General features: G+C 40.0%; 20 protein-coding genes and 1 tRNA gene. 7 read left to right on the top strand and 14 right to left on the bottom strand.

Annotated elements, in window-relative coordinates; all coding sequences use genetic code 11:
• Positions 1–12: 12 nt before the first annotated feature.
• The 3 genes from ACESQI_RS00270 to kduI form a co-directional block, all read right to left on the bottom strand.
• Positions 13–1,254, bottom strand: a complete 1,242-nt coding sequence (locus ACESQI_RS00270) for a DUF4861 domain-containing protein (protein WP_234130698.1) — start codon at positions 1,252–1,254, stop codon at positions 13–15.
• Positions 1,255–1,333: 79 nt separating this feature from the next.
• Positions 1,334–2,128 (bottom strand): gluconate 5-dehydrogenase, encoded by a 795-nt coding sequence (locus ACESQI_RS00265; protein WP_002558561.1) that lies wholly within the window; start codon positions 2,126–2,128, stop codon positions 1,334–1,336.
• 140 nt (positions 2,129–2,268) lie between these two features.
• Positions 2,269–3,111, bottom strand: a complete 843-nt coding sequence (kduI, locus tag ACESQI_RS00260; RefSeq protein WP_007483201.1) for a 5-dehydro-4-deoxy-D-glucuronate isomerase — start codon at positions 3,109–3,111, stop codon at positions 2,269–2,271.
• Between the two features lie 521 nt (positions 3,112–3,632).
• Between kduI and ACESQI_RS00255 the strand changes: the two genes are divergently transcribed.
• The 7 genes from ACESQI_RS00255 (at position 3,633) to ACESQI_RS00225 (ending at position 13,741) form a co-directional block, all read left to right on the top strand.
• A complete protein-coding gene (locus ACESQI_RS00255) occupies positions 3,633–4,085 on the top strand; it encodes a T9SS type A sorting domain-containing protein (protein WP_122201199.1) in 453 nt (150 codons plus the stop codon).
• 21 nt (positions 4,086–4,106) lie between these two features.
• Positions 4,107–11,024: an FG-GAP-like repeat-containing protein gene (locus ACESQI_RS00250; RefSeq protein ID WP_281961834.1), complete on the top strand. Its 6,918-nt coding sequence runs from the start codon at positions 4,107–4,109 to the stop codon at positions 11,022–11,024.
• Between the two features lie 9 nt (positions 11,025–11,033).
• Positions 11,034–11,567 carry an imm11 family protein gene (locus tag ACESQI_RS00245; RefSeq protein ID WP_195661043.1) on the top strand — a complete coding sequence of 178 codons (534 nt, stop codon included), beginning with the start codon at positions 11,034–11,036 and terminating at the stop codon, positions 11,565–11,567.
• A gap of 99 nt (positions 11,568–11,666) precedes the next feature.
• The gene (locus ACESQI_RS00240; RefSeq protein ID WP_195661044.1) at positions 11,667–12,197 is read left to right on the top strand and encodes a hypothetical protein; all 531 of its coding nucleotides are present in this window, start codon (positions 11,667–11,669) and stop codon (positions 12,195–12,197) included.
• An 11-nt stretch (positions 12,198–12,208) separates the two neighbouring features.
• Entirely contained in the window at positions 12,209–12,646 is a 438-nt protein-coding gene (locus ACESQI_RS00235) for a hypothetical protein (protein WP_195661045.1), read from the top strand.
• Between the two features lie 101 nt (positions 12,647–12,747).
• Complete coding sequence (locus ACESQI_RS00230) at positions 12,748–13,008, top strand: hypothetical protein (RefSeq protein ID WP_373125315.1); 261 nt, start codon at positions 12,748–12,750, stop codon at positions 13,006–13,008.
• A 244-nt stretch (positions 13,009–13,252) separates the two neighbouring features.
• On the top strand, positions 13,253–13,741 hold the full coding sequence (locus tag ACESQI_RS00225) for a hypothetical protein (protein ID WP_122201202.1): 489 nt from the start codon (positions 13,253–13,255) through the stop codon (positions 13,739–13,741).
• 1,068 nt (positions 13,742–14,809) lie between these two features.
• Here the strand turns inward: ACESQI_RS00225 and ACESQI_RS00220 are convergent.
• The 11 genes from ACESQI_RS00220 to ACESQI_RS00170 all read right to left on the bottom strand — a co-directional run bounded on the left by ACESQI_RS00220 (position 14,810) and on the right by ACESQI_RS00170 (position 25,690).
• Complete coding sequence (locus tag ACESQI_RS00220) at positions 14,810–15,100, bottom strand: helix-turn-helix domain-containing protein (RefSeq protein WP_182416612.1); 291 nt, start codon at positions 15,098–15,100, stop codon at positions 14,810–14,812.
• A gap of 4 nt (positions 15,101–15,104) precedes the next feature.
• Positions 15,105–15,455, bottom strand: coding sequence for a type II toxin-antitoxin system RelE/ParE family toxin (locus ACESQI_RS00215; RefSeq protein ID WP_373125314.1), 351 nt, complete (start codon positions 15,453–15,455; stop codon positions 15,105–15,107).
• Positions 15,456–15,648: 193 nt separating this feature from the next.
• Positions 15,649–15,719 (bottom strand) — tRNA-Gln (locus ACESQI_RS00210).
• Between the two features lie 80 nt (positions 15,720–15,799).
• The gene (tyrS, locus tag ACESQI_RS00205) at positions 15,800–17,092 is read right to left on the bottom strand and encodes a tyrosine--tRNA ligase (protein WP_007483200.1); all 1,293 of its coding nucleotides are present in this window, start codon (positions 17,090–17,092) and stop codon (positions 15,800–15,802) included.
• A gap of 68 nt (positions 17,093–17,160) precedes the next feature.
• On the bottom strand, positions 17,161–17,802 hold the full coding sequence (locus ACESQI_RS00200; protein WP_256142113.1) for a TatD family hydrolase: 642 nt from the start codon (positions 17,800–17,802) through the stop codon (positions 17,161–17,163).
• A 6-nt stretch (positions 17,803–17,808) separates the two neighbouring features.
• Positions 17,809–18,030, bottom strand: coding sequence for a membrane protein insertion efficiency factor YidD (gene yidD, locus ACESQI_RS00195; protein WP_195350415.1), 222 nt, complete (start codon positions 18,028–18,030; stop codon positions 17,809–17,811).
• A complete protein-coding gene (gene rnpA, locus ACESQI_RS00190; protein WP_002558556.1) occupies positions 18,027–18,407 on the bottom strand; it encodes a ribonuclease P protein component in 381 nt (126 codons plus the stop codon). Before rnpA ends, yidD begins: the two co-directional genes overlap by 4 nt.
• Positions 18,408–18,507: 100 nt before the next feature.
• Positions 18,508–19,260, bottom strand: a complete 753-nt coding sequence (locus ACESQI_RS00185) for a uroporphyrinogen-III synthase (RefSeq protein ID WP_002558555.1) — start codon at positions 19,258–19,260, stop codon at positions 18,508–18,510.
• 4 nt (positions 19,261–19,264) lie between these two features.
• Entirely contained in the window at positions 19,265–19,990 is a 726-nt protein-coding gene (locus ACESQI_RS00180) for a DUF4271 domain-containing protein (RefSeq protein WP_002558554.1), read from the bottom strand.
• Positions 19,987–20,574, bottom strand: a complete 588-nt coding sequence (locus ACESQI_RS00175; protein WP_256142110.1) for a TIGR00730 family Rossman fold protein — start codon at positions 20,572–20,574, stop codon at positions 19,987–19,989. The genes ACESQI_RS00180 and ACESQI_RS00175 overlap by 4 nt, the downstream gene beginning before the upstream one ends.
• Positions 20,575–20,794: 220 nt before the next feature.
• The gene (locus ACESQI_RS00170) at positions 20,795–25,690 is read right to left on the bottom strand and encodes a C25 family cysteine peptidase (protein ID WP_373125313.1); all 4,896 of its coding nucleotides are present in this window, start codon (positions 25,688–25,690) and stop codon (positions 20,795–20,797) included.
• Positions 25,691–25,692: the final 2 nt, after the last annotated feature.

The following is a 25,692-nucleotide window of genomic DNA, read 5'->3' as shown; positions in this document are numbered from 1 at the left end:
CCCTTTAAATAATTACTGTACTGTTACAGTCAGCGGAGCACGCAATTTCTGTGCAAATGCAGCTACATATTCATTCCATGCATCGGCAGTCTTGATATCAGCCTTATCCCATGCAGAACCCCAATAATAAGTATATTCAGAGCCCGGTTCATAGTCACTGACAGCCAGTACATGACCATCTGCACCACCACGCAATTCTTTCTTCTCTTTTTCAGGGAAAAGAACCACTTTGGCGTCTTTCACTGTAGCAGTGAAAGCAGCACCCACAAAAATCTTTCCGTTATTATTGTTCACATTATCCGTCGGATCCACATAAGTAATATAACCATTGGCAGCATCTGTCACAACGACACCGTCCGGTTCGTGAAGAACAATACCGGTAGCAACAGGCATTGTTTCTTTCAGATTACTGTAAGCAACAACAGTCTTGTTCATATGTGAGCCAGCATCCAAAGAGATCAGACGAGTCTCTATAACGTCAGAATTATCCTTTACTGTCAGCGGGTTATACACCAGTTTCACTGTGAAACGCAACGGACCATTGTCAAGTATTTCCTGTGTTGCATAGCAATACGGATAGATAATCGAATCACCCGACATCAAAGCGGCCGTACCTCCTCCGAGCGTAGGACCTACTTTATAGCAATCCAGACCGTTACCATGATCTACATGATAAGAAACAGAACGATAAAGTTCACTTGCTGCTTTAGGATCTGTCTTTTTCAGTTCGGCTATTTTAGCTTTGGTTTCCGGGTTCAACTCGCCTGCATAACGAGCCTCTACCACCGGCTCTGTTGTATTGTATTTAGTCCAGATATCATAACCGAAAGCACGCTCACCAGTTGCCTGCAAAGCAGGACCGTAAGTACGGAAAGCAACCAGATCATTTTCCCATGCCACGTCATCTACACGTTCAGGATAGTGGCGTCCGCAAGCCTTTGTATCAAATACGGCAGGAGTACCGGCCTGAATAGTATAAGCCGCTGTTCCGTTAGCTTTTACGGTAGCCGGGAAAATTACTTTCTCATCATAAGTAATCTGATAGGGCACTTGCTGACCATCAGCATCAAGCACAACAATCTGAGCAGTGTCAGCCAATTGCAGCTTAGAAGAGACATCACTCATGGATACCTCTACCATTTCACCGGCACGCTCCATAGCGGTGGGATTTGTTACTGTAACAGTAACCGTCTTGCTCTCAGTACAAGCAAAGCTTACAAGAGCAATTGCAATAAAGAAAAATAACTTTTTCATCTTTTTGTCGTTAGTTTGATAATAAAACCCGAAAGGGCGGAGTATTCCTCCGCCCTACAGCATAACTGTATTTTATCTCTTATTTCGGTTGTTTTCCGATATATGCCAAGATACCACCGTCAACGTATAATACGTGTCCGTTTACAAAGTCAGAAGCATCTGAAGCCAGGAACACTGCAGGTCCTGCCAGGTCTTCCGGAGTTCCCCAACGGGCAGCCGGAGTCTTAGCAATGATAAATGAATCAAATGGGTGACGTGAACCATCCGGTTGGATCTCACGCAACGGAGCTGTCTGCGGAGTAGCAATATAACCCGGGCCGATACCATTACACTGGATATTGAATTCACCATATTCAGAAGCAATGTTCTTAGTAAGCATCTTCAAACCACCCTTAGCAGCGGCATAAGCAGATACTGTTTCACGACCCAGTTCACTCATCATAGAACAGATATTGATGATCTTACCGTGACCTTTTTTAATCATAGAAGGGATAACAGCCTTAGACACAATAAACGGAGCATTCAAGTCTACATCAATTACCTGACGGAATTCAGCTGCCGACATTTCGTGCATCGGGATACGCTTAATGATACCTGCATTGTTAACCAAAATATCGATAACGCCTACTTCTTTCTCAATCTGAGCAACCATAGCGTTCACCTGTTCTTCGTTGGTTACATCGCATACATAACCTTTAGCTTCAATACCTTCAGCTTTGTAAGCAGCAATACCTTTGTCTACCAGTTCCTGTTTGATATCGTTGAACACGATTTTTGCACCTGCCTGAGCAAAAGCAGTAGCCAAAGCAAAACCGATTCCGTAAGATGCACCAGTAACAAGTGCAACTTTACCTTCTAATGAAAAGTTTACCATTATAATAATTTATTAATGTGCCAATGTACAGAGTGCCAATGAAAGCACTTATTCACACATGTAGCACGAAGGTTATTAATTAATTGTTCTTATTAAGTCGTTTCTTAAATTAACACAGGGCATATTCAGCGCATGCCTCATTATTTAAGATCTGTAATCAGTGAGAAATCCTGATCTCCGTAATCCAGATTTTCGCCTCCCATACCCCAGATAAAGGTATAGTTATGAGTAGCAGCAGCCGAGTGAATAGACCATTCAGGAGATAATACAGCCTGATCGCCTTTCATCCATACGTGACGTGTCTCATCTACTTCACCCATAAAGTGACATACAGCATGTTCTTCGGGCACTTCGAAGTAGAAATAAGCTTCCATACGACGGCTGTGAACGTGTGCCGGCATTGTATTCCAAACACTTCCCGGAGCCAATTCCGTCATACCCATCTGCAACTGGCAAGTAGGTAATACCTGATTTACCAGCATTTTGTTTATATTTCTATGGTTAGATCCTTCCAGTGAACCCATTTCAGCCACCACTGCATCCTTCTTTGTCACTTTCTTATCAGGATAGTTACGGTGAGCAGTCAGCGAGTTAAAATAGAACTTAGCAGGATTCTTTTCGTCTTTACTTTCAAAAGTCACTTCACGATCTCCTGAGCCTAAGTAAAGTGCTTCTTTATAATCGAGTTCAAATACAGCATCGCCAGCTTTTACCACACCAGGACCACCGACATTGAAAATACCCATTTCACGACGAGTAAGGAAATAAGGAGCCTTCAACGGATCGATAGCTTCAAGCTTCAGCACCTCTCCTACCGGCATTGCACCACCTACTACCATACGGTCATACATGGAATACACCATATTTACTTCGTTTGCCGAAAATACTTTTTCAATCAGAAAATCACGACGGATTCTCTTAGTGTCATAGCTTTTTGCATCTTCAGGATGCGCAGCATAGCGAATTTCATAGTTCGTTTTCATACCTTATTTATTTAAATAGTTCATAATATCATACTCTCAGACGCACGTCGTTTACGTACACGATGCAAAAATAAGAAAAGAAAACGGCAAAACCTTGCATTTTTGTTCTTATTATCTATCAATATTGTCCACAGATGTACAATAAGCGGGGTGTTTAACAAACTATAATGAATTAAAGCTGTTCCGGTCTATATTTTTTGGAGAGACAATTGACTACGATCTATATTTTACTATATCCAGATAATACCAAACTAGATAGCTCGTGACTCTCTGATATATAACCGGTAATTGACGATGACGTATCTGAATGGCCATTTCCAGCTGACTGCTTTGGACTTTTGTGTATACATGGGGTTAAAAGACACGTCCCTGTACGAGCAATATTATAGAGCATCAAAATAAACAACGAATCTCTAAAATAATTTTCCTGAAAATAAAGTGGAAAATATTTGGAATTATGCATTTTAATGCATTCATTTATAAATATTGAAAAAACAAATCACATTTAAAATCTATGCCACATGGGAAACAGCAAACACACGCCAAAACAAATTGTATCCACACTTGTACTATTCGTAATTCTCTCTTTTGGGTGGAATGCAGATGCTTACTCGCAACGCATCGAATATATTTACGACAATGCCGGTAACCGGGAAACCCGCCAACTGCAGATTATCGTACAGCGAATGGATTCCTTAGAGAATGAGAATGAAAACAGGGAAAAGATGCTTGAAAGTAAGGTTATTATCTATCCAAACCCCACTCGTGGTATACTCCAAATCGATATCCTGAAAGTAGAAAACTTCAACGATTACAAGATTTCTCTTTATAGTTCTGCTGGGAAACAGCTACAACAATGGCCAAGTGTCTCCCAATCTAATGTAATAGATATCTCCGACTATGCTTCGGGCATATACATCCTACAGGTTGCGTGCAACAGCGATGTGAGCAATTGGAAGATAATAAAGCAATAAAAACGACAAAATCTAATAACAATGAAAACATACATATCAATCATACTTTCCGTATTACTATTTCCGACGGTTGTTTACGGACAGATAGGCAATACAATAGCGACACCCATAGTAACTGGGACTTATAATACCGGGTTCGAGTATACCGATTTAATAAACACGACTGATTTTACTGATAATTATGCTGGTTGCCCAACCAATGACGTTTATTATAAGTTTACTTTGAATGCAATGATGGAAGTTACTATATATCATTGTGATTCATATCCCTATCTAAATTTGAGTAATACTTATATAAGCTTATTGGACGCTTCGGGAAATCTGATAACTTATAATGAACATAACGGACCTGAAATTTGTGGTGAACCTCAACAGAATTTTATTAAAAAAGACTTAGATCCCGGCACCTATTATGTAGTAACGGAGGGATATAGTGAAAACGGTTTGATACAAACCCATATATCAGGTGAGCCTAAATTTAAATTAGATATCGACCGCGTAACGATTTCCATGTTTATAGGTGAGTTCAGTAGGAGCTATAAATATTCCAGTATTCAGAATTCGGCCTATCTCACCAGCCAACATCCCGGCAGCCCGTCCAATGATATCTTTTATAAGTTTGCTATTACTAGAAGAATGAATGTAACCATTACCCATTGCGGTTCGGAACTTGATTATACTTGTATGTATTTATTAAATTCCTTTGGAAGTACGATTGTACATAACGACGGTTATTCCGGTGACGGACAATGTTCTTCTATATATCACGCTTTTATACAAAGGTCGCTTGAACCGGGTACCTATTATATTGTATCCGAAGGAAATAACTGTTCAGGTTCCATAACTACCAACGTTACGTTTTTTGCTCCTGACGATTCTGACTATACAGATGTTCCTAGCGCGTATAGCACCGAACCCGAAGAAGTAGGCGGTATTGGAGGATCCCTTGATGTGTCTCCTACTGGGGGAGCCATTTACTCTATTCCTATCAAAGTTCCCCAAGGGGTAGGCGGCTTGCAACCTTCCCTCTCCATTTTGTACAACAGCCAGTCGGGGAACGGAATAGTTGGCTGGGGATGTAACCTCTCGAGTGTATCCGCCATTACGCGCGGTCCCAAAACGGTGTATCATGACGGCGTTGCCGCAGGAATGACTTTTTCTGCCGATGAGGCATACTATATGGACGGTAAACGCCTAATTTATCACTCCGGAGCCGTAGGTCAGGAGGGCGCCATATATTATCCCGAGTCCGACCCTTTTACCAAAGTAATTGTTCACGGTACTTATAATTCGACCGTGGCCAATACGTGGTTCGAAGTGAAATCTCCTGACGGTAAGATTTATTATTATGGAAATACGCCCGGTGCGCGGCAAAGCTATACTGCGGGTGGTTCACCCAAAATCTATGCGTGGTATCTGGATTACGTGGAAGATCCGCTGGGTAACTATATGAATTATACCTATAACCAATGGAATTACTACATGTATCCCGGCAGCATCACGTATGGAAAAAACAAAAATGGAAGTAACAGCCTGCTGAATAAGATAACCTTCCATTATGAAATCCGTTCCAATGATCCTCAACCGTTTGTGATAGAGGGTGTGAAAGGGATTATGAACTATCGGCTAATAGGGATAAGTTGTGAGACTGGTAGTTCTGTTTACCGACGTTATTATTTACAATATGACACTAACAGCGATGGTTCCGGCACTGAATTTTCACGTCTGACAAATGTGACGGAGAAAAACGGTAACGGTGAGGCGTTGAAACCTGTTGAATTAACTTGGTCTTATTTGCCCGGTATGAGTAATGCACCGGTTTCTCCTCAGGTAAATGCGGCGTCTGTATATCCTGCCGTAGCCTTTTCCGAGCAGAAATTCATTGCCGGCGACTTCAATGGTGATGGTTTGACGGATATGATGGGTATTGCTCCTGTCCAGATTCCGACAGGTTCGGGCTCTTGGACGGGTGATACCTACGCTTATATCTACTGGGCTTCTCTGAATTCTAACGGGAATGTTCAATTTGCCACCGGGACAAATTATCGCCTTGGACCGGGTTTTGAGTTGGGAGACATGCAAGAGCAGAAGGCGGGGACTTCGGTGCTTGATTTTGATGGAGATGGTCTCAATGAGTTTGTAGTACCGCATGTAAGTATCAATAATAATTGGAAGCAAATAGGCTTTTATGTTTATGGAAATACTGTTCAGGGAGTTTATGGATATGATCTGCAAAATAGTAGCGAAATGCCCGCTTATGCGACCGGCGATTTTAATAATGACGGGAAAGGAGATATTATTTTCATCGAGAAAGGACATAACCCCGACAAATATCCCGGTGAAATCATTACATTCAATTCCGGAAAAATTGCATTTAACCTAACAATGCCTTCCGCGCCTGATGAAATATTCGTATCGGACCTGAACGGTAACGGATTGCAGGATTTGATGGTAATATACAATGGAGGATATACCATTTTTTGGAATCAAGGTAACGGGATAACTGAAACTACATTCTCGGATGCTAAAAGAACCACAGGTACCAATATTTACAACGTAAATATGATACGCTCCGGCGATTTCAACGGCGATGGGTTGATGGATATCCTGATGAATAATACCGATGATAGTAAATGGTATTTTGCCTTGAACAATGGTAATGGAACTTTCACAAAATCGCAAGCTTGCACATTGGATATTTACGATCAGAGTTTTACAGACAAAGATAGCGATAATCATAATCAGAGGTTTAACTGTAATGTTTATGACTTCGATTTCGACGGTAAATCGGATGTGGTGATAACCAAAGCCATGTATAAAAAGAAGAGTGACATTACCGGTAGCTGGGGTGAATTCACGAAAACACATACCTACTGGATGCGCTCTACCGGAAACAGGCTTACTCAGATGCGCTATGCTACTTCCAACATCGAAGATGACGCGCTTTCGTCTCGTTATATGGTAGGTGACTTTAATGGTGACGGGCAAGCGGAGTTGATGAATTTTGGTTACAATTGTTATAGCAGTAGCAATGCAACCGGCAATCCCGAATGGCGATTGTACGGTAACCGTGGATACGAATACAATAATAACTGTGGAAAAGTGATATCCGCCACCGGCGACTATGGAAGTATAACTACTATCGATTACACTTCCCTCACCGACGGCCATATCTATACCAAAGGCTTGGGTAGCAGTTATCCCATTGTCGATTGTACCTTGCCCTTACATGTGGTAGAGTGTGTCACTACGGATTATAATTACAAAGCTGGGATAGTCAACCTACAGCGCACTTACACTCATTACCGATACAAAGGTCTGAAACTACACCTGCAAGGAAAAGGGATGTTGGGATTATCTTCCATGACGGCCGAAAACACGTCTTTAGGTACAGTCTCAGAATCGGGAGTCAAGGCTTGGAATACATCCTACTATATACCTTCCGCAACCTATACTAAACACACCGTAGGAGGCAGCACAGCGGAAACCAACGTTACGTTTACCATTGTGGACAAAGGTTCTAAAAAGTATTTTGCCTATCCTGCCACTACCATAGAGAAAGACTTGGATAACCATACAATTACTACGACTCGCCAGTTCAATACTACCTACGGATATATAACTCAGGAAAAGACAGTCTACGATAATGACAATACTATGTATCATACCGTGCAATACAGTAATTATACTCTTGCCGGGAAAGCGTACCATCCCGGATTGATTACCAAGATACAAAAACATAAGGATGATACTTCGCCCTTTATTCAGAAAACACAAATCACGTATGACATTCCTTTCGGATACCAAACCCAGATTATTGAGAACAATGCTTCTAATCTGCGTTTGGTTACCAATTCCAGATGTGATACTTGGGGAAATCTATTTATAAGCTCGAAATCCGGCATAGGAGTAAGCACCCCGGTCCAGTACTATGAATATGATGCCACAAAACGCTTCGTTACCAAGTCTTATACCTCTTCTCCATTATCGTCCGTCATTACATACACGTATGATATCTGGGGAAATGTCCTTTCCGAGAACGACGAAAGTGACCCTTCCAACATATTGACCACTACGCACACGTACGACGGATGGGGAAAAAAGACATCAACAACCTTCCCGGACGGTACGAAAGAAACCTATCTCCGCGGATGGAATAACAATTTGGACAAACGTTTCTTCACACTTACTCAAGCTACCGGAAAGCCTTGGGTGAAAACTTGGTATGATAGTCGGGGACGTGAGGTTTTGGTGGAAAGTATTGGGCCCGGTGGTATAAATAAGAGTGGTATAAGTCTTAAGCAGAGTACGACTTATAACATCAAGAACCAAGTTACGAAGAAGCAGATTCAGACAGGTGATCTTACCACAACGGAGGAGTACACGTATGACGGTCGCGGTCGGGTGCTGACACAAGCCAACAGTACCGGGCAATCCATCTCTTATACATACGGTGATCGAAGTATTTCAACCACCACAAACGGAAGAACCACTACCAAGGTGTATGACGCCTGGGACGGCGTGAAGTCCGTCATCGATCCGATTTCGAGTATCACTTATACTTATAGTTCGGTTGGTAGCCCTGCAAAGATAACCACAGGTGGCGTCGATTTCATGATGACTTACAATGATGTGGGAAGGCAGAAAACGCTGACCGACCCCAACGCAGGTACCACCACCTATACGTATGACGCCGCCGGACGTGTAAAAACGCAGGTTGACGGTAAGAATAAAACCACTACGAATACGTATGACATTTTGGGGCGTTTGACGAGTACCGTTATTGACGGCGTGTCTACTACCTACACCTATGGTACTTCGGGTAGTAGCTTCGCCCGATTGACGAAAGAACAAACGGGTAATAACTCCATTTCCTATACATATGACGATTATGGGCGTATAGATGTAGAAAACCGCCAAGTGGATGGCACGGAGGCGTTAGCGTTTACTTACTCCTATAATAACAAGGGACAGTTGAGCACTATCACCTATCCAGGAGATTTTACCGTAAGCCACTTTTATGACGCTTACGGTAATTTGAACCACGTGACAAAAGGGACACCGGAATCACAAACCGATGTGTGGATGCTCCTAAGCAATACCGGAACGATAACCAGCTCCATGCTTGGTTCCGAGCACGTAATTGCTACCAAGACCCTCAATTCACAAGGCTTACTGACTAACCAGAATGTGTCTAACACTTATACCAACACCGTATTTCATAACATGGACTATGTGTTTGACGGCGCCACCGGTAACCTCACTTCCCGCACGGGTATGATTCCGCAAATGGAGTCTTTCACTTATGACCATGCGGATCGTTTGACAGAAGTTCGTGAAGGTAATTCCACGGCCATGTCCATGGGATATCACCTCAACGGTAACATCACTTCAAAAACGGGCCTGGGTTCCTATAGTTATGGAGGCAAGCCTCATGCGATAAGTACGGTTGACAACACTTCCGGTTTGATTTCCGGGAATCTCCAAAACATTGCCTATACGGCCTTCAATAAGGTTTCTTCCATTAGTGAGACAGTTGGTTCAGACAACTATCTGCTGAATATCACGTATGGCCCCGATCGTCAGCGTTGGAAATCCGTTTTAAAGAAGAACAACATTGTTACTCGCACCACTGTTTATGCGGGTGATTATGAGAAAATCACTGAGAACGGTGTCACGAAAGGATTGTATTATATCAGTGGCGATGACGGCCTGGTTGCTGTCTGCGTGAAAGAACCGGGTCAATCCGATAAGACCTACTACGCTTATAAAGACCATCTGGGCAGTATTATGACGCTGGCAGAGATTTCCGGTGATGAAGTATTCAAAGCTTCCTATGATGTTTGGGGCAAGCGCACAGTAACGAATAATACCTTTAAATTCCACCGTGGCTATACGGGTCACGAACATTTGGACGAATTCCAACTGATCGACATGAACGGCCGTATGTACGACCCATTGCTGGCAAGGTTCTTGAGTCCCGACCCGTTCGTGCAGATGCCGGATTTCTCGCAAAGTTTCAACAGGTATTCGTATTGTGTAAATAATCCGTTGATATATACGGATCCCGATGGTGAGTTCTGGCATATCGTTATCGGTGCAGTTGTTGGAGGAGCTATAAACTGGATATCCAATGGTGCTGACTTTAGTTGGGAGGGGCTATCGTATTTTGCTACGGGTGCCGCCTCCGGAGCGTTGACTATGGCGTTCCCTGGTGCCGCTATGGGTATCGCCGCCGGTACAGGTGCCATTAATTCTACGCTTAACCAGGGATTCAATAACGGTTGGAATAATATCAGCCTACCGCAAATTGCGTTCGATGGCATAATGGCTGGTGCTATGTCTTATGCCGGTGGTCAGGTTGCCGGTAAGTTTTCAGCTCCTCTTGATAAGCTTACCAAAAACATACAGTCACCGCTGCTTAAGAACCTGATTACCCATGAGATTTCCGGCTTACCTTTCGGTACCCTGATGGGTGGTGTGGTGGCTGAATTGGATGACAATCCTGAGACTTCTTTCTTGGACGGCATGTGGAATGGAGCCAAAATGAGTCTCATGACAAGTGGACTATCAGCTATAGGAGCGGCGGCGCAGTATTCGCTGGATAATAAGGCAAATGTACTGACAGGGAAACCCATATTACCAAAAGAAATGCATCATTTTGCAACTAATAAGAATTCCCGGTTTACACCTCAAATGGAAGATATTGTAGAAAAATATGGCCTCAATTTGGATGGAGACTGGAATAAGGCTAAATTGCCTCACACTGGGAGACATCCTAATAAATACCATCAATGGACTCTTGATCGAATGACGGAGATTGATGCAATGCCCGGTATGAACCAACAAGCATTCATTAAACAGTTTAAATTGAGAGTAATAAAACCGGTTATTAATAATCCATGGATGTTAAAGAAATCATTTTGGATAAATAAATAAGTAGTAATTATGAACAAGAAATTTTACTATCTCCTCCTGAAGGATAATAAAAAAATTGGGGTATTATATGCCCCTAAGGGTACAGATACGCGTTTTGGAGAGAGAGTTCTCCCAGTAATTGGTTATGAGAATATGACTTTTCAATTAAAAGGCGGTATGTATGCTCCTTTTATGAACTCAAATGTTAATCCATATTTTGCCAATGAAGAGCTGAAACAATTGATAGAGCAGAATCTTCCTGCGGATTACCCCTTGGAGTTTTTACCTGTCAAAACAATGAGTGAAGAATATGGTGAAAATCTGTATTATATCATCCATTTTACCAAGATCTTTGATGTAATTGATGAAAAGCATTCGAAATATGTTCCAGGAACAGATAGTATTGCAGTACCCTGTATTGATTATAACAAAGCAAAAGATTTGGATTTTTTCAATTCGACAGCTCGTAGAGGCAGCTTCATTGTTTCCGATAAAATAAAGAAGTTGATGAAAAAACGGAAGTTGGATACCGGAATAGAGTTTTGGGAGTGGCGTTCTCTTTAATCGCTTGTTTCATTAATTAGTTTTGGAGTTACTTCGTATAATTTCGGAACAGGCGAATGGGGTTATCTTGGTAAAAAGGGGAACAAATGGTATGAAAATATGGGATATGGGTTTGGGGCGTTGGCCAATCTAACAGATGTTATATCGTTATTTGGTGGTGAAATAAATGCCGATTTGATAGTGGAAAAGAAAGATGCTATTAGTCATTCGGCTTTGGTTAATGAATCCGCAGAAATTAATGTTTCGGTAGGACCATATACAGAATTAGGAGAAGGAATTGATATGGCTGCATTAAAAAATAAAACAAGTACTATCAAAGAACTTTCAAGGACAATGAAAGGAAAAATTTGGGAAAATCACGCAAATGACGGAGCTGGTTGGAAAGTTTTCATTAACAATGTTAATGAAAATATTTTATCTAAACTTTCAGAAAGTCTTCAATTGAAAATGGACAATCAGACTTTAATGTGGAATTTACTTGGAAAAAGTTGTGTTGGTTACACATCAAAAGCCCTTTGGTCTGTTGGAATTCCTAGTTTAGGTGGAATTCATCCTTATTGGTTGCAACTTCAAATGATAACCCGACAAGTTGGTATTTATTCCAGTCCGTATCTTTATCAAATTCCATAATTTGCAATAATATGAAGAAATTATTTATAATAGTGTGTTTAGAAATACTAGTACTCAGTTGTTCCTCCATTCATAAATATAATTCAAATGATACGATGGAACAAACTGATAAAGTAGAAACAGATGATAATTTATTATTGAACGAAATAGAAAGTACATATCTCAATCGAATTTTTGAAGCTACTCGAAAAGATTTTGATTTTACAAATAAGAAAGTTGCTTTTCTAACAGGCAGTTTGGGCAAAACAATGAGTAGTAAGGAACATTATTTTGATATGCACGAAAAACATTCAACCAACGCAAACTATCCTTGCGATAATGGTACTTTGTACACTTTCAATGCTGTACAAAAATCAGAGAGCGACGGTTATGATGCTGTGATTGTATATTGGAATAAATTTGTAACACCAATAGAAACAGTAGTTGAAAGATTAAAAAAGAAACGTTAAAAGGTTTCTTAAAAAATAAGATAATAACCACCGATCGCTTCTGAGTTGTCGCTTTTGAAAAATTAAAAAAAATAGGACATATAATAGAAGCTACTGATGGAATGACATTTGTGTCAACAGGTGGACCAACTGCGTATACAAGTGCTGCCAAAGGTACTATATATGCTGAGTTTAAAGTACCTAAAAGCAGTTTGATACAAGGAGGAAAGCCTAATTGGTATAAAGTTATTGGTCCAAATGCCAATTATAATCAAAAAGCTCTCCTAAATAGACAAGGTAGGCAAATGTTGCCTGAAGTAAGAAAAACATCATCAATATTGCAAATTAAAAAGTGGAGTGATGAAAGACTTAGAATGGTTTAAGAAAGAAGTGGCTCCACTTTTAGTAGATTATGAAATAGAATATCGCTATTACAATCAAGATGATTTTAGTTCTCTTAATCAAATAGTTTTCGAGTCGTTAAAAAATGGGGACAGATAGACTTTTGAAGATCAGGTTGCCGGTAAGTTCTCAGCTCCTCTTGATAAGCTTACCAAAAACATACAGTCACCGCTGCTTAAGAACCTGATTACCCATGAGATTTCCGGCTTACCTTTCGGTACCCTGATGGGTGGTGTGGTGGCTGAATTGGATGACAATCCTGAAACTTCTTTCTTGGACGGCATGTGGAATGGAGCCAAAATGAGTCTCATGACAAGTGGACTATCAGCTATAGGAACGGCGGCGCAGTATTCGCTAGATAATAAGATAAATGTACTGACAGGAGTTTCCGACCAAAATCAGCAAATACAGCAGACTGCAATGCAATTAGGTTTGCGTAGTGCGCAACAAGGCGTAAAACAAGAAATAGTAGATATGTATTATGAACAAATGAGAAATGGTACTTTTAGTGATAAATCTGGCGCTGCTGGATTTTATCACAAGGGGACAAGAACCATTACTGATGGTAATCATCGGATAAATGCTGCTATAAAATATTATTTATCAACAGGTAATGATAAATTTATCAGTTCATTACTAAACAATGGAAATTTCATTATTAATAATCCTATAAATTATGGCTATAAATCATACAAGTTTCCAGTCATCCGATAATTATTATCTTAAGATATATAACTTGGAAAATACAAGTTCTTTTACCGTGGTTAAAGGTAAATTTTATGCATGCTTTTCTGCAATACATAATTTAGGGAGGATTGTATCTCTCAAAAATAGAAGAACTGCTTTTCCTTTATGTATATTCAACAAGAAGGTCACTTCTCCTATCATCATAGGAGAAATAAAGATAGAAAAAAAACAGATATATATTTTAAAAATTTCAAAATATTCAAACATATTAAACTTTATAGTTTACTGAAGAAGTATGATTTCTCTGATAGTGAAATAAAGCTATTGTATGAAGAGTTTAATATGGATTACAAAATATATGCAGATGATATAATACACATAAGAATAAAAGCTGCCATATTAATAAATATATTATTCAAGAAAAGCAATCTAATACTATTTCATACGGCTGGACTTACATATCCTTCGAGTATGATAATCTATCAAAGGATTTATAGGCGATTGCAAGAGTATCCGGAGAAATCGGCTATCGTGTTTGAGTATAGAGAAGAGCTTAAACGAATAGCTTTTGAAGAAGTGTCTGTGGATAATATAAATAATTATGAGGAATGGATAATAAGATGAATGTGCTGACGGAGGACCTAAAGGAGGAAAGCCTAATTAAAGTTTCCTGAATAATCCGTTGATATATACGGAGCCCAAATGAGTTCTGACATATCATTATCGGTGCGACTGTTGGAGGAACTATAAATTAGATATCCAATATCACCGACTTTAGCTGGGAGGATCTATCGTATTTTGCTACGGGTGCCGCTTCCGTATTTCTATTTCCAGTAAAGCATGGAGAAAGAAAAAAAAACGTAGATGCCGTAAAATTGTAAAGACGCACATCCTCTTCACACCATGCACTGACCTAAAAGCGATGTGCAAATCACTCTCTTTTGCCAAGGCAGATACAACCTAGCCGGGCGGTAATGATGAAGGCTACGAAGGAGAAAGCCCAAGCGTACAAACATCGCTAAATGTTCTTTATATCTTATAAGAGAAGACAAAAACAATTCGCCCGGGTGATTTCCATCATCCGGGCGAAGTCGTTTAAATTTGTACTTCAATATTCAGCTTACCACCAAGCCCCCTTTCAACTATATCTATCAAGGTTTTCAGTGTCAAGTTACCTCCGTCATTCTCTACTTTAGAGATAAATGTACGTTTCTTGTTTATACGTTCGGCCAGTTGCGCCTGCGTCATTTCTTTCTTCTGACGGGCATTACGAATTTGAATACCAATGCGCAGTGTTTCCAGTTCACGTTCTAATTCGTCTCGCCTGGATGTACCTTTCACACCGTAAATTTCATCTTTAAATTGATCGAATGTTGTAATATCCATTATTTTACCTCCTCTTTTTATCATCAAAATATTCAGCCATCAATCGGACAGCCCTATCAATCTCTTTTTTAGGTGTTTTTTGCATTTTCTTTTGGAAACCGGAAAGTAAAACCACTAACTGCCCCTTATCAAAAAAACAAAAAATACGAAATGTATCGCTACCCAAGGTTACACGTATCTCGTACAAACCGTCTGTACCCTCCATATATTTAAGATACTTCGTAGGAACACATTCTATATATTCCAGTATCTCTAAGATTTTAGCAATCTTATTCTGCACTTTCGGAGATTGCTCCCTATAGAACTCTTTAAAGTATGACTTATACAAAATGAGTTCCCTAACCTTCTTCACCATGCTGTAAAGGTAACATATAAATGACACATAGACAAGAAAAAAGTTCAGTAATTAGAGATTTTTACATACCTCTTATTTCACACTCTCTATAGAGTAGGAAAAGTATGAAAAGAAAAATCCCGCTAAATAGCCATATTTAGCGGGATTTAGTGTTTTTTACAATAAAGTTGTTGTCTTATCAAGACATTGTTCGTTGTCCCACCAAGATTCGAACTTAGACAAACAGAACCAAAAACTGTTGTGCTACCATTACACCATGGGACAAACTAACTGTGCTTTCTGTTAAAAAGCGGTGCAAAGATAGTGTTATATGTCTAATTCTCCAAATATTTTGCTACTTTTTTTTATTTAGCAATGATCAGATAATAGTTCTTCTTACCACGCTGAACAAGTAAATACTTCTCGTCAAGCAGGTCTGCAGTGGTTATAACCTGGTCAAAAGCAGCCAGTTTCTCTTTATTCAAAGAAACTCCCCCACCCTGCACCAGCTTACGCATTTCACCTTTGGATGCAAATACAGCAGCATCATCCACAAACAAATCAACTGCCTTTACACCTTCCACCAATGCATCACGGGATACTTCAAACTGAGGAACACCCTCAAAAACCGCCAATAGCGTGTCTTCATCAAGTTTTCTCAGCGCATCAGAGGTTGCATTACCAAACAAGATATTCGAGGCGTCTACAGCCGCATTATAATCCTCTTCAGAGTGAACCATGATTGTCACTTCTTTTGCCAGGCGTTTTTGAAGTACACGCAAGTGCGGAGCCTGCTGATGTTCTGCAATCAACGAATCAATCTCTTCTTTCGACAAAGCAGTAAATATCTTGATATAACGTTCGGCATCCGAATCGCTCACATTCAACCAGAATTGGAAGAACTTATACGGAGAAGTATATTTTGCATCCAACCATACATTTCCCGATTCTGTCTTACCGAACTTACCACCATCGGCTTTTGTAATCAACGGACAAGTCAAGGCAAAAACCTCTCCCCCATTCGTACGGCGTATCAGTTCAGCACCAGTGGTGATATTACCCCATTGATCCGAACCACCCATCTGAAGCTTACAACCTCTCGTCTGGTTCAGATGCAGGAAGTCATATCCCTGAAGAAGCTGATAAGTAAACTCGGTGAATGACAAACCATCACGAGCTTCGCCATTCAGACGTCTCTTAACCGAATCTTTTGCCATCATATAATTTACAGTGATGTGCTTGCCCACCTCACGAACAAAATCAAGGAAAGTAAATTCTTTCATCCAGTCATAATTGTTGACCAGCTCAGCCCGATTCGGAACATCCGACTCAAAATCCAGAAACTTAGCCAACTGCTTCTTTATACAAGCCTGATTATGACGCAACGTCTCTTCGTTCAACAGATTACGCTCTGCCGATTTACCGGATGGATCGCCAATCATACCTGTTGCACCACCGATGAGTGCCAATGGTTTATGACCACAACGCTGAAGGTGGCGGAGCATCATTACGCCACACAAGTGACCAATATGCAGCGAATCAGCAGTCGGATCAATTCCGAGATAAGCCGTTACTTGCTCCTTAGCTAACAATTCTTCTGTGCCTGGCATCATATCCTGTAACATGCCACGCCATCTTAATTCTTCTACAAAATTCATCGAATGATATTAGTTTTTAAATATTTAGTCTGGGCAAAAGTACGACTCTTTCTTCGAAGAAACAACTCTTATTCATTAAAAAATACATTCTTAATGTTACGCTGTACCCGCTCTGTGAGTTCTCCCACAGACATATTCAGTGTATCAGCCACTTTCTTATAAATTTCATGAATATCCGTCTCTGCATCATCTGTTTCCAGAAACAATCGGTCAAGTGGTACAGCACGTAAAGTATCTTCGTTGTATCTGGCACCGAATGAGAGGTAAAATCCATGTCGGATAAGTTGCAAAGCAAGAGGCTTTTTCCCTCGAAAACCATGTAATATCCAGGGAATAAGGCCAGGGCTACGACCTTTCATCAAACTGATGATTTCCGTAGATTTCACATTATGAATTAAAACGGGCTTCAGCAGACGTTCTGCAATACCCAACTGCCGCAAGAAGATACGTTCCTGAACCGGTAACAATTCTTTATGTACCAGTTTATCAATACCGCACTCACCAACAGCCAATACCTGAGGATGCATAGCTAACTCCTCAAACAAACCCCAATCAATCTCATCCTCCAGTTCTACATCCCAGGGATGAATGCCTATTGAATAATATCGCCCCGGCTCCGGAGAAAATTCTTCTTTGAGAAAACGAATATTCTTAATTGCAGAAAACGTACTTTCCGCCAAGTGATGGGTATGTATATCTAATAGTTCCATAAGCAATCAAGGCACAGGGTCATAGCCGGAACCACCCCATGGATGGCAACGCAGAATTCTTCTTACAGCCAGATAAAGCCCTTTGAATGGTCCGTGTTTCTTGATCGCCTCAATAGCATACTGCGAACAGGTAGGAGTAAAGCGACAAGAAGGAGGGGTCATAGGTGAAATACAAGCCCGGTAAAAGTAAATAGGAAGCAACAATATGTAAGACAAAAAGCGCCTCATTCCAGCTTCTCTGCTATGCGGGCAAGCAAAATCTTCACCTTGTTCTCTATTTCAGCAGAGGAGAACAATTCATTCGACAGATAGATAAAAGCAACAGCCACCCCTTGTTCCTTCTCTTCCAAAGCCTGCCACAATCCACCCTTATTTTTACGGTAAGCTTCGCGTATCTGCCGCTTCACCCGATTGCGTTTCACAGCACGCTTAAACCGTTTTTTAGGAACACTGATAAGGATAGATGCAGGCACTTCCTGCCTGTCAACAGACATATACACTGCACGCAAAGGAAAGACAGAAAATGAACGCGAAGCCCCGCCTGCAAACATCTTCTCAATAACAATCTTACTATAGAGCCTTTCGGCCTTGCACAATGTATTCATCTTCTCCGGTTACAAGTTAAAAAAATTACGAGCTACAAGCACTAACACACGTACAATACGTAGCACCCGTAGCTCGTAGCCCGTAACTTATTCCTTTCTTTTATTTTCCCTTATTGTTTTCCTTAATAAACATATCCAGTGCAGCTGTCATAGAAGGAGCCTGCACAGTAGGAGCCTCCAGGTCTAAACGAAGGCCGGCATCACGAACAGCTTGTGCTGTAGTAGAGCCAAATGTTCCGATCTTAATATTCTTTTGATCAAAATCCGGAAAGTTCTTCTTTAATGAAGAAACGCCGGCAGGACTAAAGAACACCAACATATCATAGTCAAACTCTTCTCCCTCTCCAAAATCGTTGCTGACAGTACGATACATTACAACTTCCGTATGCTGAACATTATGCTTGTCCAGCAGGTTCTTAATGTCATCATTATGCACATCAGACATTGGCACAAGATACTTTTCAGTCTTATGCTTTACGATAGAAGGAATGAGATCCTCAATCTTACCCGTAGCTCCGAAAAAGATCTTACGCTTACGATATTGCACATACTTCTGTATGTATAGCGCGATTTGCTCCGTCACACAGAAATACTTCATCGTCTCCGGAATCGTCACACGAAGCTCCGTGCAAAGGTGGAAGAAATGATCAATCGCATGACGCGAAGTAAATATGACAGCTGTGTGGTCAAGTATTGACACCTTCTGTTGTCTAACCTCTTTAGCAGAAACACTTTCCACTTTGATAAAGGGGCGGAAATCTATTTTTACGCCATACTTCTCAGCAATGTCGTAATATGGAGATTTCTCCGAAGCAGGCTTAGGCTGCGACACAAGTACTTTCTTAATTTTCAACGTCCTAAAATTTTATTACCAATATATTGTTTAGCTCTCTCAAACCCTGATACAAAAGCAAACAGGGTATGATTTCAAGGGCACAAAAGTACAAAATTAAAAGGAAAATGCTGCTAATATTATCGAAAAAAAGCTTTAACCACTTATAGAACATCAATATTTTAGTAAAAATTATCAGAAACAATCCGATTGAAACTAAAAATATGATTTTCAGATCGAAGTAAACAAGGAACAATACGAATGGGAAAAGGGAAAATCCAAGATAATAGATCAATGTAGAATAAGATTCCAGCCAAAGGCTTGTCCGATTTTTGTCAAAAAACACCCATCCTAAAAAAGAATAGAGCATCCATTTAAACAATAGATAAAGCAAACAGGCAAGTATATAGACTCCAAGCAGCAGGCGGGGAGAGACTTCTTCCATCAAAGCCGGTTGCACATCATTGAAATAATTAAAAATACAGATTCCGCTCAAAATACAGGTTTGCAGTACTAACAACAACAGATACCGAACATCTGCTGCCGTAGAAACAGCAAAGATACTGGTACGTTCCCGATGCAGTACAAAATCCTTTGCCTGTTGAGAAAGAAACTTCTTACTACGTGCCAGTGCAAAAGAAGACAAAAAGAAACAAGTCAGCAATATCAATGCTACTACATCATCCGTGCGGGGAGAGTAGGGGAGAGGCATTCCCTCAAAGCCCGATGTCAGCATTAACCACATACTCATATCGCAGCAAACTTTCGAATAGACGCATCCCAGACAGGAACCGTATATATCAGCTCCACAGCCTCTTCTGGTGTAGTAGCCACATGCCAGATCTCTCCGTGCTGACGCCTCATAAAGTTTTCGTCAATAGCACGCGTAAGCATATCGAGCAACGGATCAAAGAAACCATTCGTATTTAGTATAACAATCGGATTAAAATAAAGCCCCAACTGCTTCCAGGTAATAATTTCGAGTAACTCCTCCAATGTACCACAACCACCGGGCAACGCAATAACAGCATCACTCAAATCAGCCATCAATTGCTTGCGCTCGTGCATACTTTCCACTTCTACCAGTTTACTTAATCCTGTGTGATGCCATCCCTGTTCTACCATAAACTTCGGAATTACTCCGGTCACCTCTCCACCATTTTCAAGAACAGCATCTGCCACCGAGCGCATCAGCCCGATACTACCTGCCCCATTAATGAGCCGGATACGGCGTTTAGCAAGCAATTGCCCCAACTGTCGGGCGGCATTAAAGTAAACTTCATCTATCTTGGTACTTGATGCGCTGTAGACGCATACTGAATTTATCTGGTTCATAAGTTGGCTCTCTCATTAGTTACGCTTGCAAAAGTACAGGATTTCATCAAGATAACCACAAAAGAGGCCAAGAATTAAAAACAGAAATATTGTATATCTCAAGCAAAAAGAAAAGATGTCTTAATACAAATAATTAAAAGAAACTTAAGTATCCCTCCTCCAGTTTTCCTTTAGCATCCATATTTCAGACATCTTTTTAAGTCCACTCTATAAATATCATTTAAGGCACATCAATCGCCCCACAAGGTAAATCCAGCACTGCGCCATTCTCCATCTCAAATCCGGCACCGCTTCGTAACTTGATCAGACTGTTGTTTTTGACAACCACTGTACCCCCTTTCTGCACCACAAGCCGTGCATTCAGGATACTGCCACCGTCTACTTCAAGTGTAGCCCCCGAACGAACTATTACCGATGAAGTATTATTCAGCGTCATCGTCTTATCACCTGGAACCACCAGGCGTCCCGATTGTAATACCACGTTTCCGCAAGGAGATTCCCCATCCCATGTTTCATTGGCATTTATCAGCATTGGTTTACAAACTGTCGGAAAATACTCTCCGGTATTTTGCGGGTTACCACGATAAACGCCCCATTCTATTGCTGTAGGAATACCTTCGGTCTTCCACACATACAAATCTTTTTCATTACCGGCAATTAGCTCATTTTTACCATCATTATCAATATCTGCCACACAAGGGGCCACCAGAAATCCTTCATCCGATATTATTGGAAACCCTACAATATCACTTCCGTCATTATGTAAAGCATAAATAAAGTTTTTACAACAAAAAACAACATCCGGTATAGCATCTCCATCCACATCGGCCAAAACAGGAGCATCTATATTGGCAGCATAATTCTCTTGTGGAAACAATCCATTAATAGGTTTACTAAAAAGAAAATCACCTGTATGCTTCCATGCCTTCACCATTTCATGACCTAATATAACCACTTCCAGGTGACCGTCATTATTAATATCACCCACGGACAGAGTATGATCAAGAGTAGCCCCTACAACATTAACCGTATATGGAATAGTCTGACTACCATCCCAGCCGGCAACCGTTTTATCGCCCTCCAGGCTAATGGCGAAAATATGACTTTCGGCCATTTGCCGCTGCGAGAACAATATTTCTTTTTTTCCATCCTCATTCAAATCACATACTACTGGAGCAGATGCCAACCTAAGAATACCTGCTCCCCAGAATGGATTCGTTGTAAAAGGAGTTCCATCCTGCCGCCAGATATAAATACCCAAAGAATCATAAGAAGCTATGATTTCCATTTGGCCGTCGTTATCCAGATCAGCAACAGTTAAAGCAGAATAGTTACAACTTCTACCATCATTAACATTCGGATTTATTCGCCTCAATTCATTACCATTATGATCCAGAATAAAAATATCAGAAGTCTGATGCGATTTAATAACAACCTCCATCGTCCCATCCGAACTCCCATCTAAATTGGCTATTACCGGACTTTGAAACATTGAATAAGGAATCTTTTTTTCCCATAACAAATCCGGTTTATGATCTCCATCCTTATCAAATGGAGAATAACAGCGAACAGCGTTTTTATCTCTGTATAGATCGTCCCACGTAGATACTACAATATTTTGTTCCCCATTCCCAGCTAAGTCTCCAAAAGCCACTTGGCCTGTCAGCATTGTTGGTGTTTTAGCAAAACCGCTGACCGTAGTTACATTTCCATCGATATCAAACAATTCCTCACCCGTAGGCCGGAATCCCATCAAATAGCTGGTACGAGTTTCATACCGATCTTCGTAAATCCAAAATATTTCTTGTTTACCGTCATTATCTACATCTGCAATATTAGGGCTGGATACAGATGAATAAGCACCAGTAGAAATTCGTCGTGGGAACGGACTTACCACCGGATACGAAGTCCATGTACGATAAGCCGGGCTCCAGCTACTTTCATTCCCGTTAGTTGAAATTGTTGAGATTTTATAATGATAGGTAGCAAGTTTAGCAAGATTATCATCCAAATAATAGGCAGCAGTTAGAGGGAATTTATTCAATTTCTGATAGACACCATTTTCACCATTGTTACTGCGATATATGTTATAACCGGCCACATTGCTTACTGGTGTCCAATACACATTTATCGAAGAACTATAAGAGAGGGTATTAATGGTTGACGCATCTATCATAGCAGGTCGCAACAATGGATTCACCGGAAAACTCCAGATCTTTCCATACTCATTACTAAGCTGTAATGTTAAGTTCAACCCTCCTGTATAGTTACTTGCTGTTTGAAATTGGAAAGCAACCGTATTACTCTTAGTCTCAGCAAAAGGAATAGCCGGATATACAATTGGTGTAGACGAACACGATATCTGGGCATTGTTTGAAATAAGTACAGCTTTCACCCCTGTAGCCACAGCCTTCCCCATATTCATTAAATCAATATTCATCTTCACTGTTTCTCCTGCCTCAACTGTCGTATTTCCATTACTTGTCCAAGTAACCTTTTGATTACCAATCTCTATTTCAGGAGCAAAAACATCCACCAGGAATTTTTCATTAACGAAATTCGTACCATTTTGTATCTTTAAAGTAAACTCTATCGGGTCCTGAGCACTCTTGAGGTGCTCTCTACAGTTCTTATCAATAGTAAATACAAATTTTGTACCCGACACCTGGTTACTTCCTGCATTGATTTTACCAAATGAAACCACATCATTAATCATACTGATTTCCGAAGAATTACAAGTTAATTTTCCTGTCACAACATCCGAAACCGTACTTCCTTCATTTTTTAACGCAACAGAAAGTTCAACCGTTTCTCCTGCATCCAATTGTTTATCATTGTTCCCATTACTACCTCCCGTTTTATCATCATCAAATACCAAATCTGAAATATGAAGAACCGCTTTCGGACTTACACTGACGGGAATCGTTGTTTCAAAAGGACGGAAATTATTTGTAGTAACCGTAACATCAACCACACCGGATGTATACGGAGTAAAAGTAAAAGAATGTACCGCCCGGTCATTTATAGTTAAAGTAGAATATCCTTCTCCTTCTTTCATCAAACAGACCAGTGCCTCCTGATTTACAGGCAAATTATTGATTTGTATAGAAATTGTGTTCTCACCATTGGTTATGGTATTAGGGGTGACAGATACATTCAACGTTTGTGGAACTGCTGTCCATACAGACATTTCCGGATCTCCCAAAAGGGTTAGTCGGCAATTATCACTATTCCTACTGCCAATAGTCGCTTGAAATACATAGCCCAAATTATGATAAGTTGATTCATTGGAATATAAAGCCTTTAATAAATTATTAAGTTGAAAATGCTCATTAGCTCGTCCTCTATCTGCGTTACCTATATATGCCACTGCACCACCATTGGGATTATGTATAAAATGCTCTGCAATACAATCTTCATTAAAAGTAGCCGGTTCACAACCACTTGACAATACTATTTGTAAATAATTCCCATTTGTCAACAAATCCACATCTGTGTTATGTATCGCCTCATTTTTATCCAAAGAAGAAGCTCCCATTCCTCTTGGAGAAGAATGATCCATGTGATAAACTAAATGAAAATGATTTAACCCTGAATTCCCCCCATTTTGAAGCGCAGCCATAAAATTATTTTTATTTAGTTCTTCTCCACGAGACTTCGTTACATATTTTGAATGTTTATTGCAAGTACAATTGTAATGGTCAAAAAGAAACCAACGATTCAATTGAGAATATGAACTATAATATCCATCTATAGAACTTCTTGCATCAACACTCAAAAAACCAGTATTTTCATCTTTGTCAATGAATGCGTCTATGTTAAGACTATTAAGTATATAAGAGTAATCAATATTGGCATTAGCTTTTTCATACATCAACACTTTATTTACAAAGTTTTCAGCCTCACTAATATTTTTTACAGGAGCACGTCCTAAATATATGTCCCTTCCAAAATCAGCATGATCTAAATTTATTTTAGCAGAAGGGTATTTATTTGCTGTTTGATATTGGTAATATTCATTGTAAACATGATTATTATTCATATTCCAATTCCCATCTAATGCTGTAAAATATAAATCTTGTGCTCGTATGGTAGAATCCTTTTTATATACATCAGTCTTTTCATTATAACTATCATAGCGATCAGTCCCATTAGTACCCATTCGCTCTGGAATAATATTAGTATCTCCTCCTAAGAGAACAAAGAAATCACTTCCCCAATTCTGTCTACATTTCTTTAGATAGTTTCTTATTTTCTCAGCAAGATCACATCCTTCATTTTGTGCCTGTACTTCTTCTATTGTCATAACAACAGTTGGCACTCCTTTTTTCGTTTTCCAATCTGCCAAACGTTGAAAAGTAGGTTTTAATTCATTCTTAGTCACAATCAAATACTCAGGAATAATATTTACTATCGTATTAGAAGCACCCAAACTCCTTTCATTCATATTCAATGATTCATTGGATATTATTCCAGTTCTCTGATTTGAAAAACGATTCATGTCTTGCTTGTTCTTCACTTTAGAATAAACAAAACGATAGGCACGATTTGCCGATTTGGAAGATTGATATTGTGGATATTCAGTAACTCCGCGTGATTGCATATAATTTATTGTAAATGTCAAATCCAATAAGGACAATGCTTTATTTAGAGGAACATATTCGAAAGGACAAACTTCAACTGTCACTACATGATACCCATGTTCGTATACATCAGAAATGATCTTCACATTTTCTGTAGGGTAAGCAAGAGATGAATTATAAATGGCGCCATCCGGTTTGAGCGATGATGTTGCAAAATCATTTCCTATTGAAATAGGAGGATCAACAGGTACAATCAACAAACTTCTATTCAACAAGTTTTTCCCTTTCACAACCACATCAATATTGGTAACTTGCGCATCAAAAGGAATAACGAATGATTCTATAATAACCGGAAGTTTAGGGGTATTTACCTGTTCCGTAAATTCAGAACTCTTTTCCCACATAACACAATCAAATTCTTCCATACGCGAAAACGAAAGATCCGACTCCTCTACACGGATTGTTTCTGATAACTGAGCTTTAAGCTGTGTAGAAATCAGAATAAATATAACAATAAAAAAGTAGCGTGTCATAT

This window comes from Bacteroides sp. HPS0048 (assembly GCF_964240755.1).
Taxonomy (GTDB): domain Bacteria; phylum Bacteroidota; class Bacteroidia; order Bacteroidales; family Bacteroidaceae; genus Bacteroides; species Bacteroides nordii.
The sequence above is the reverse complement of the archived record's forward strand: the minus strand, read 5'-3'. Positions and strand labels throughout refer to the sequence as shown.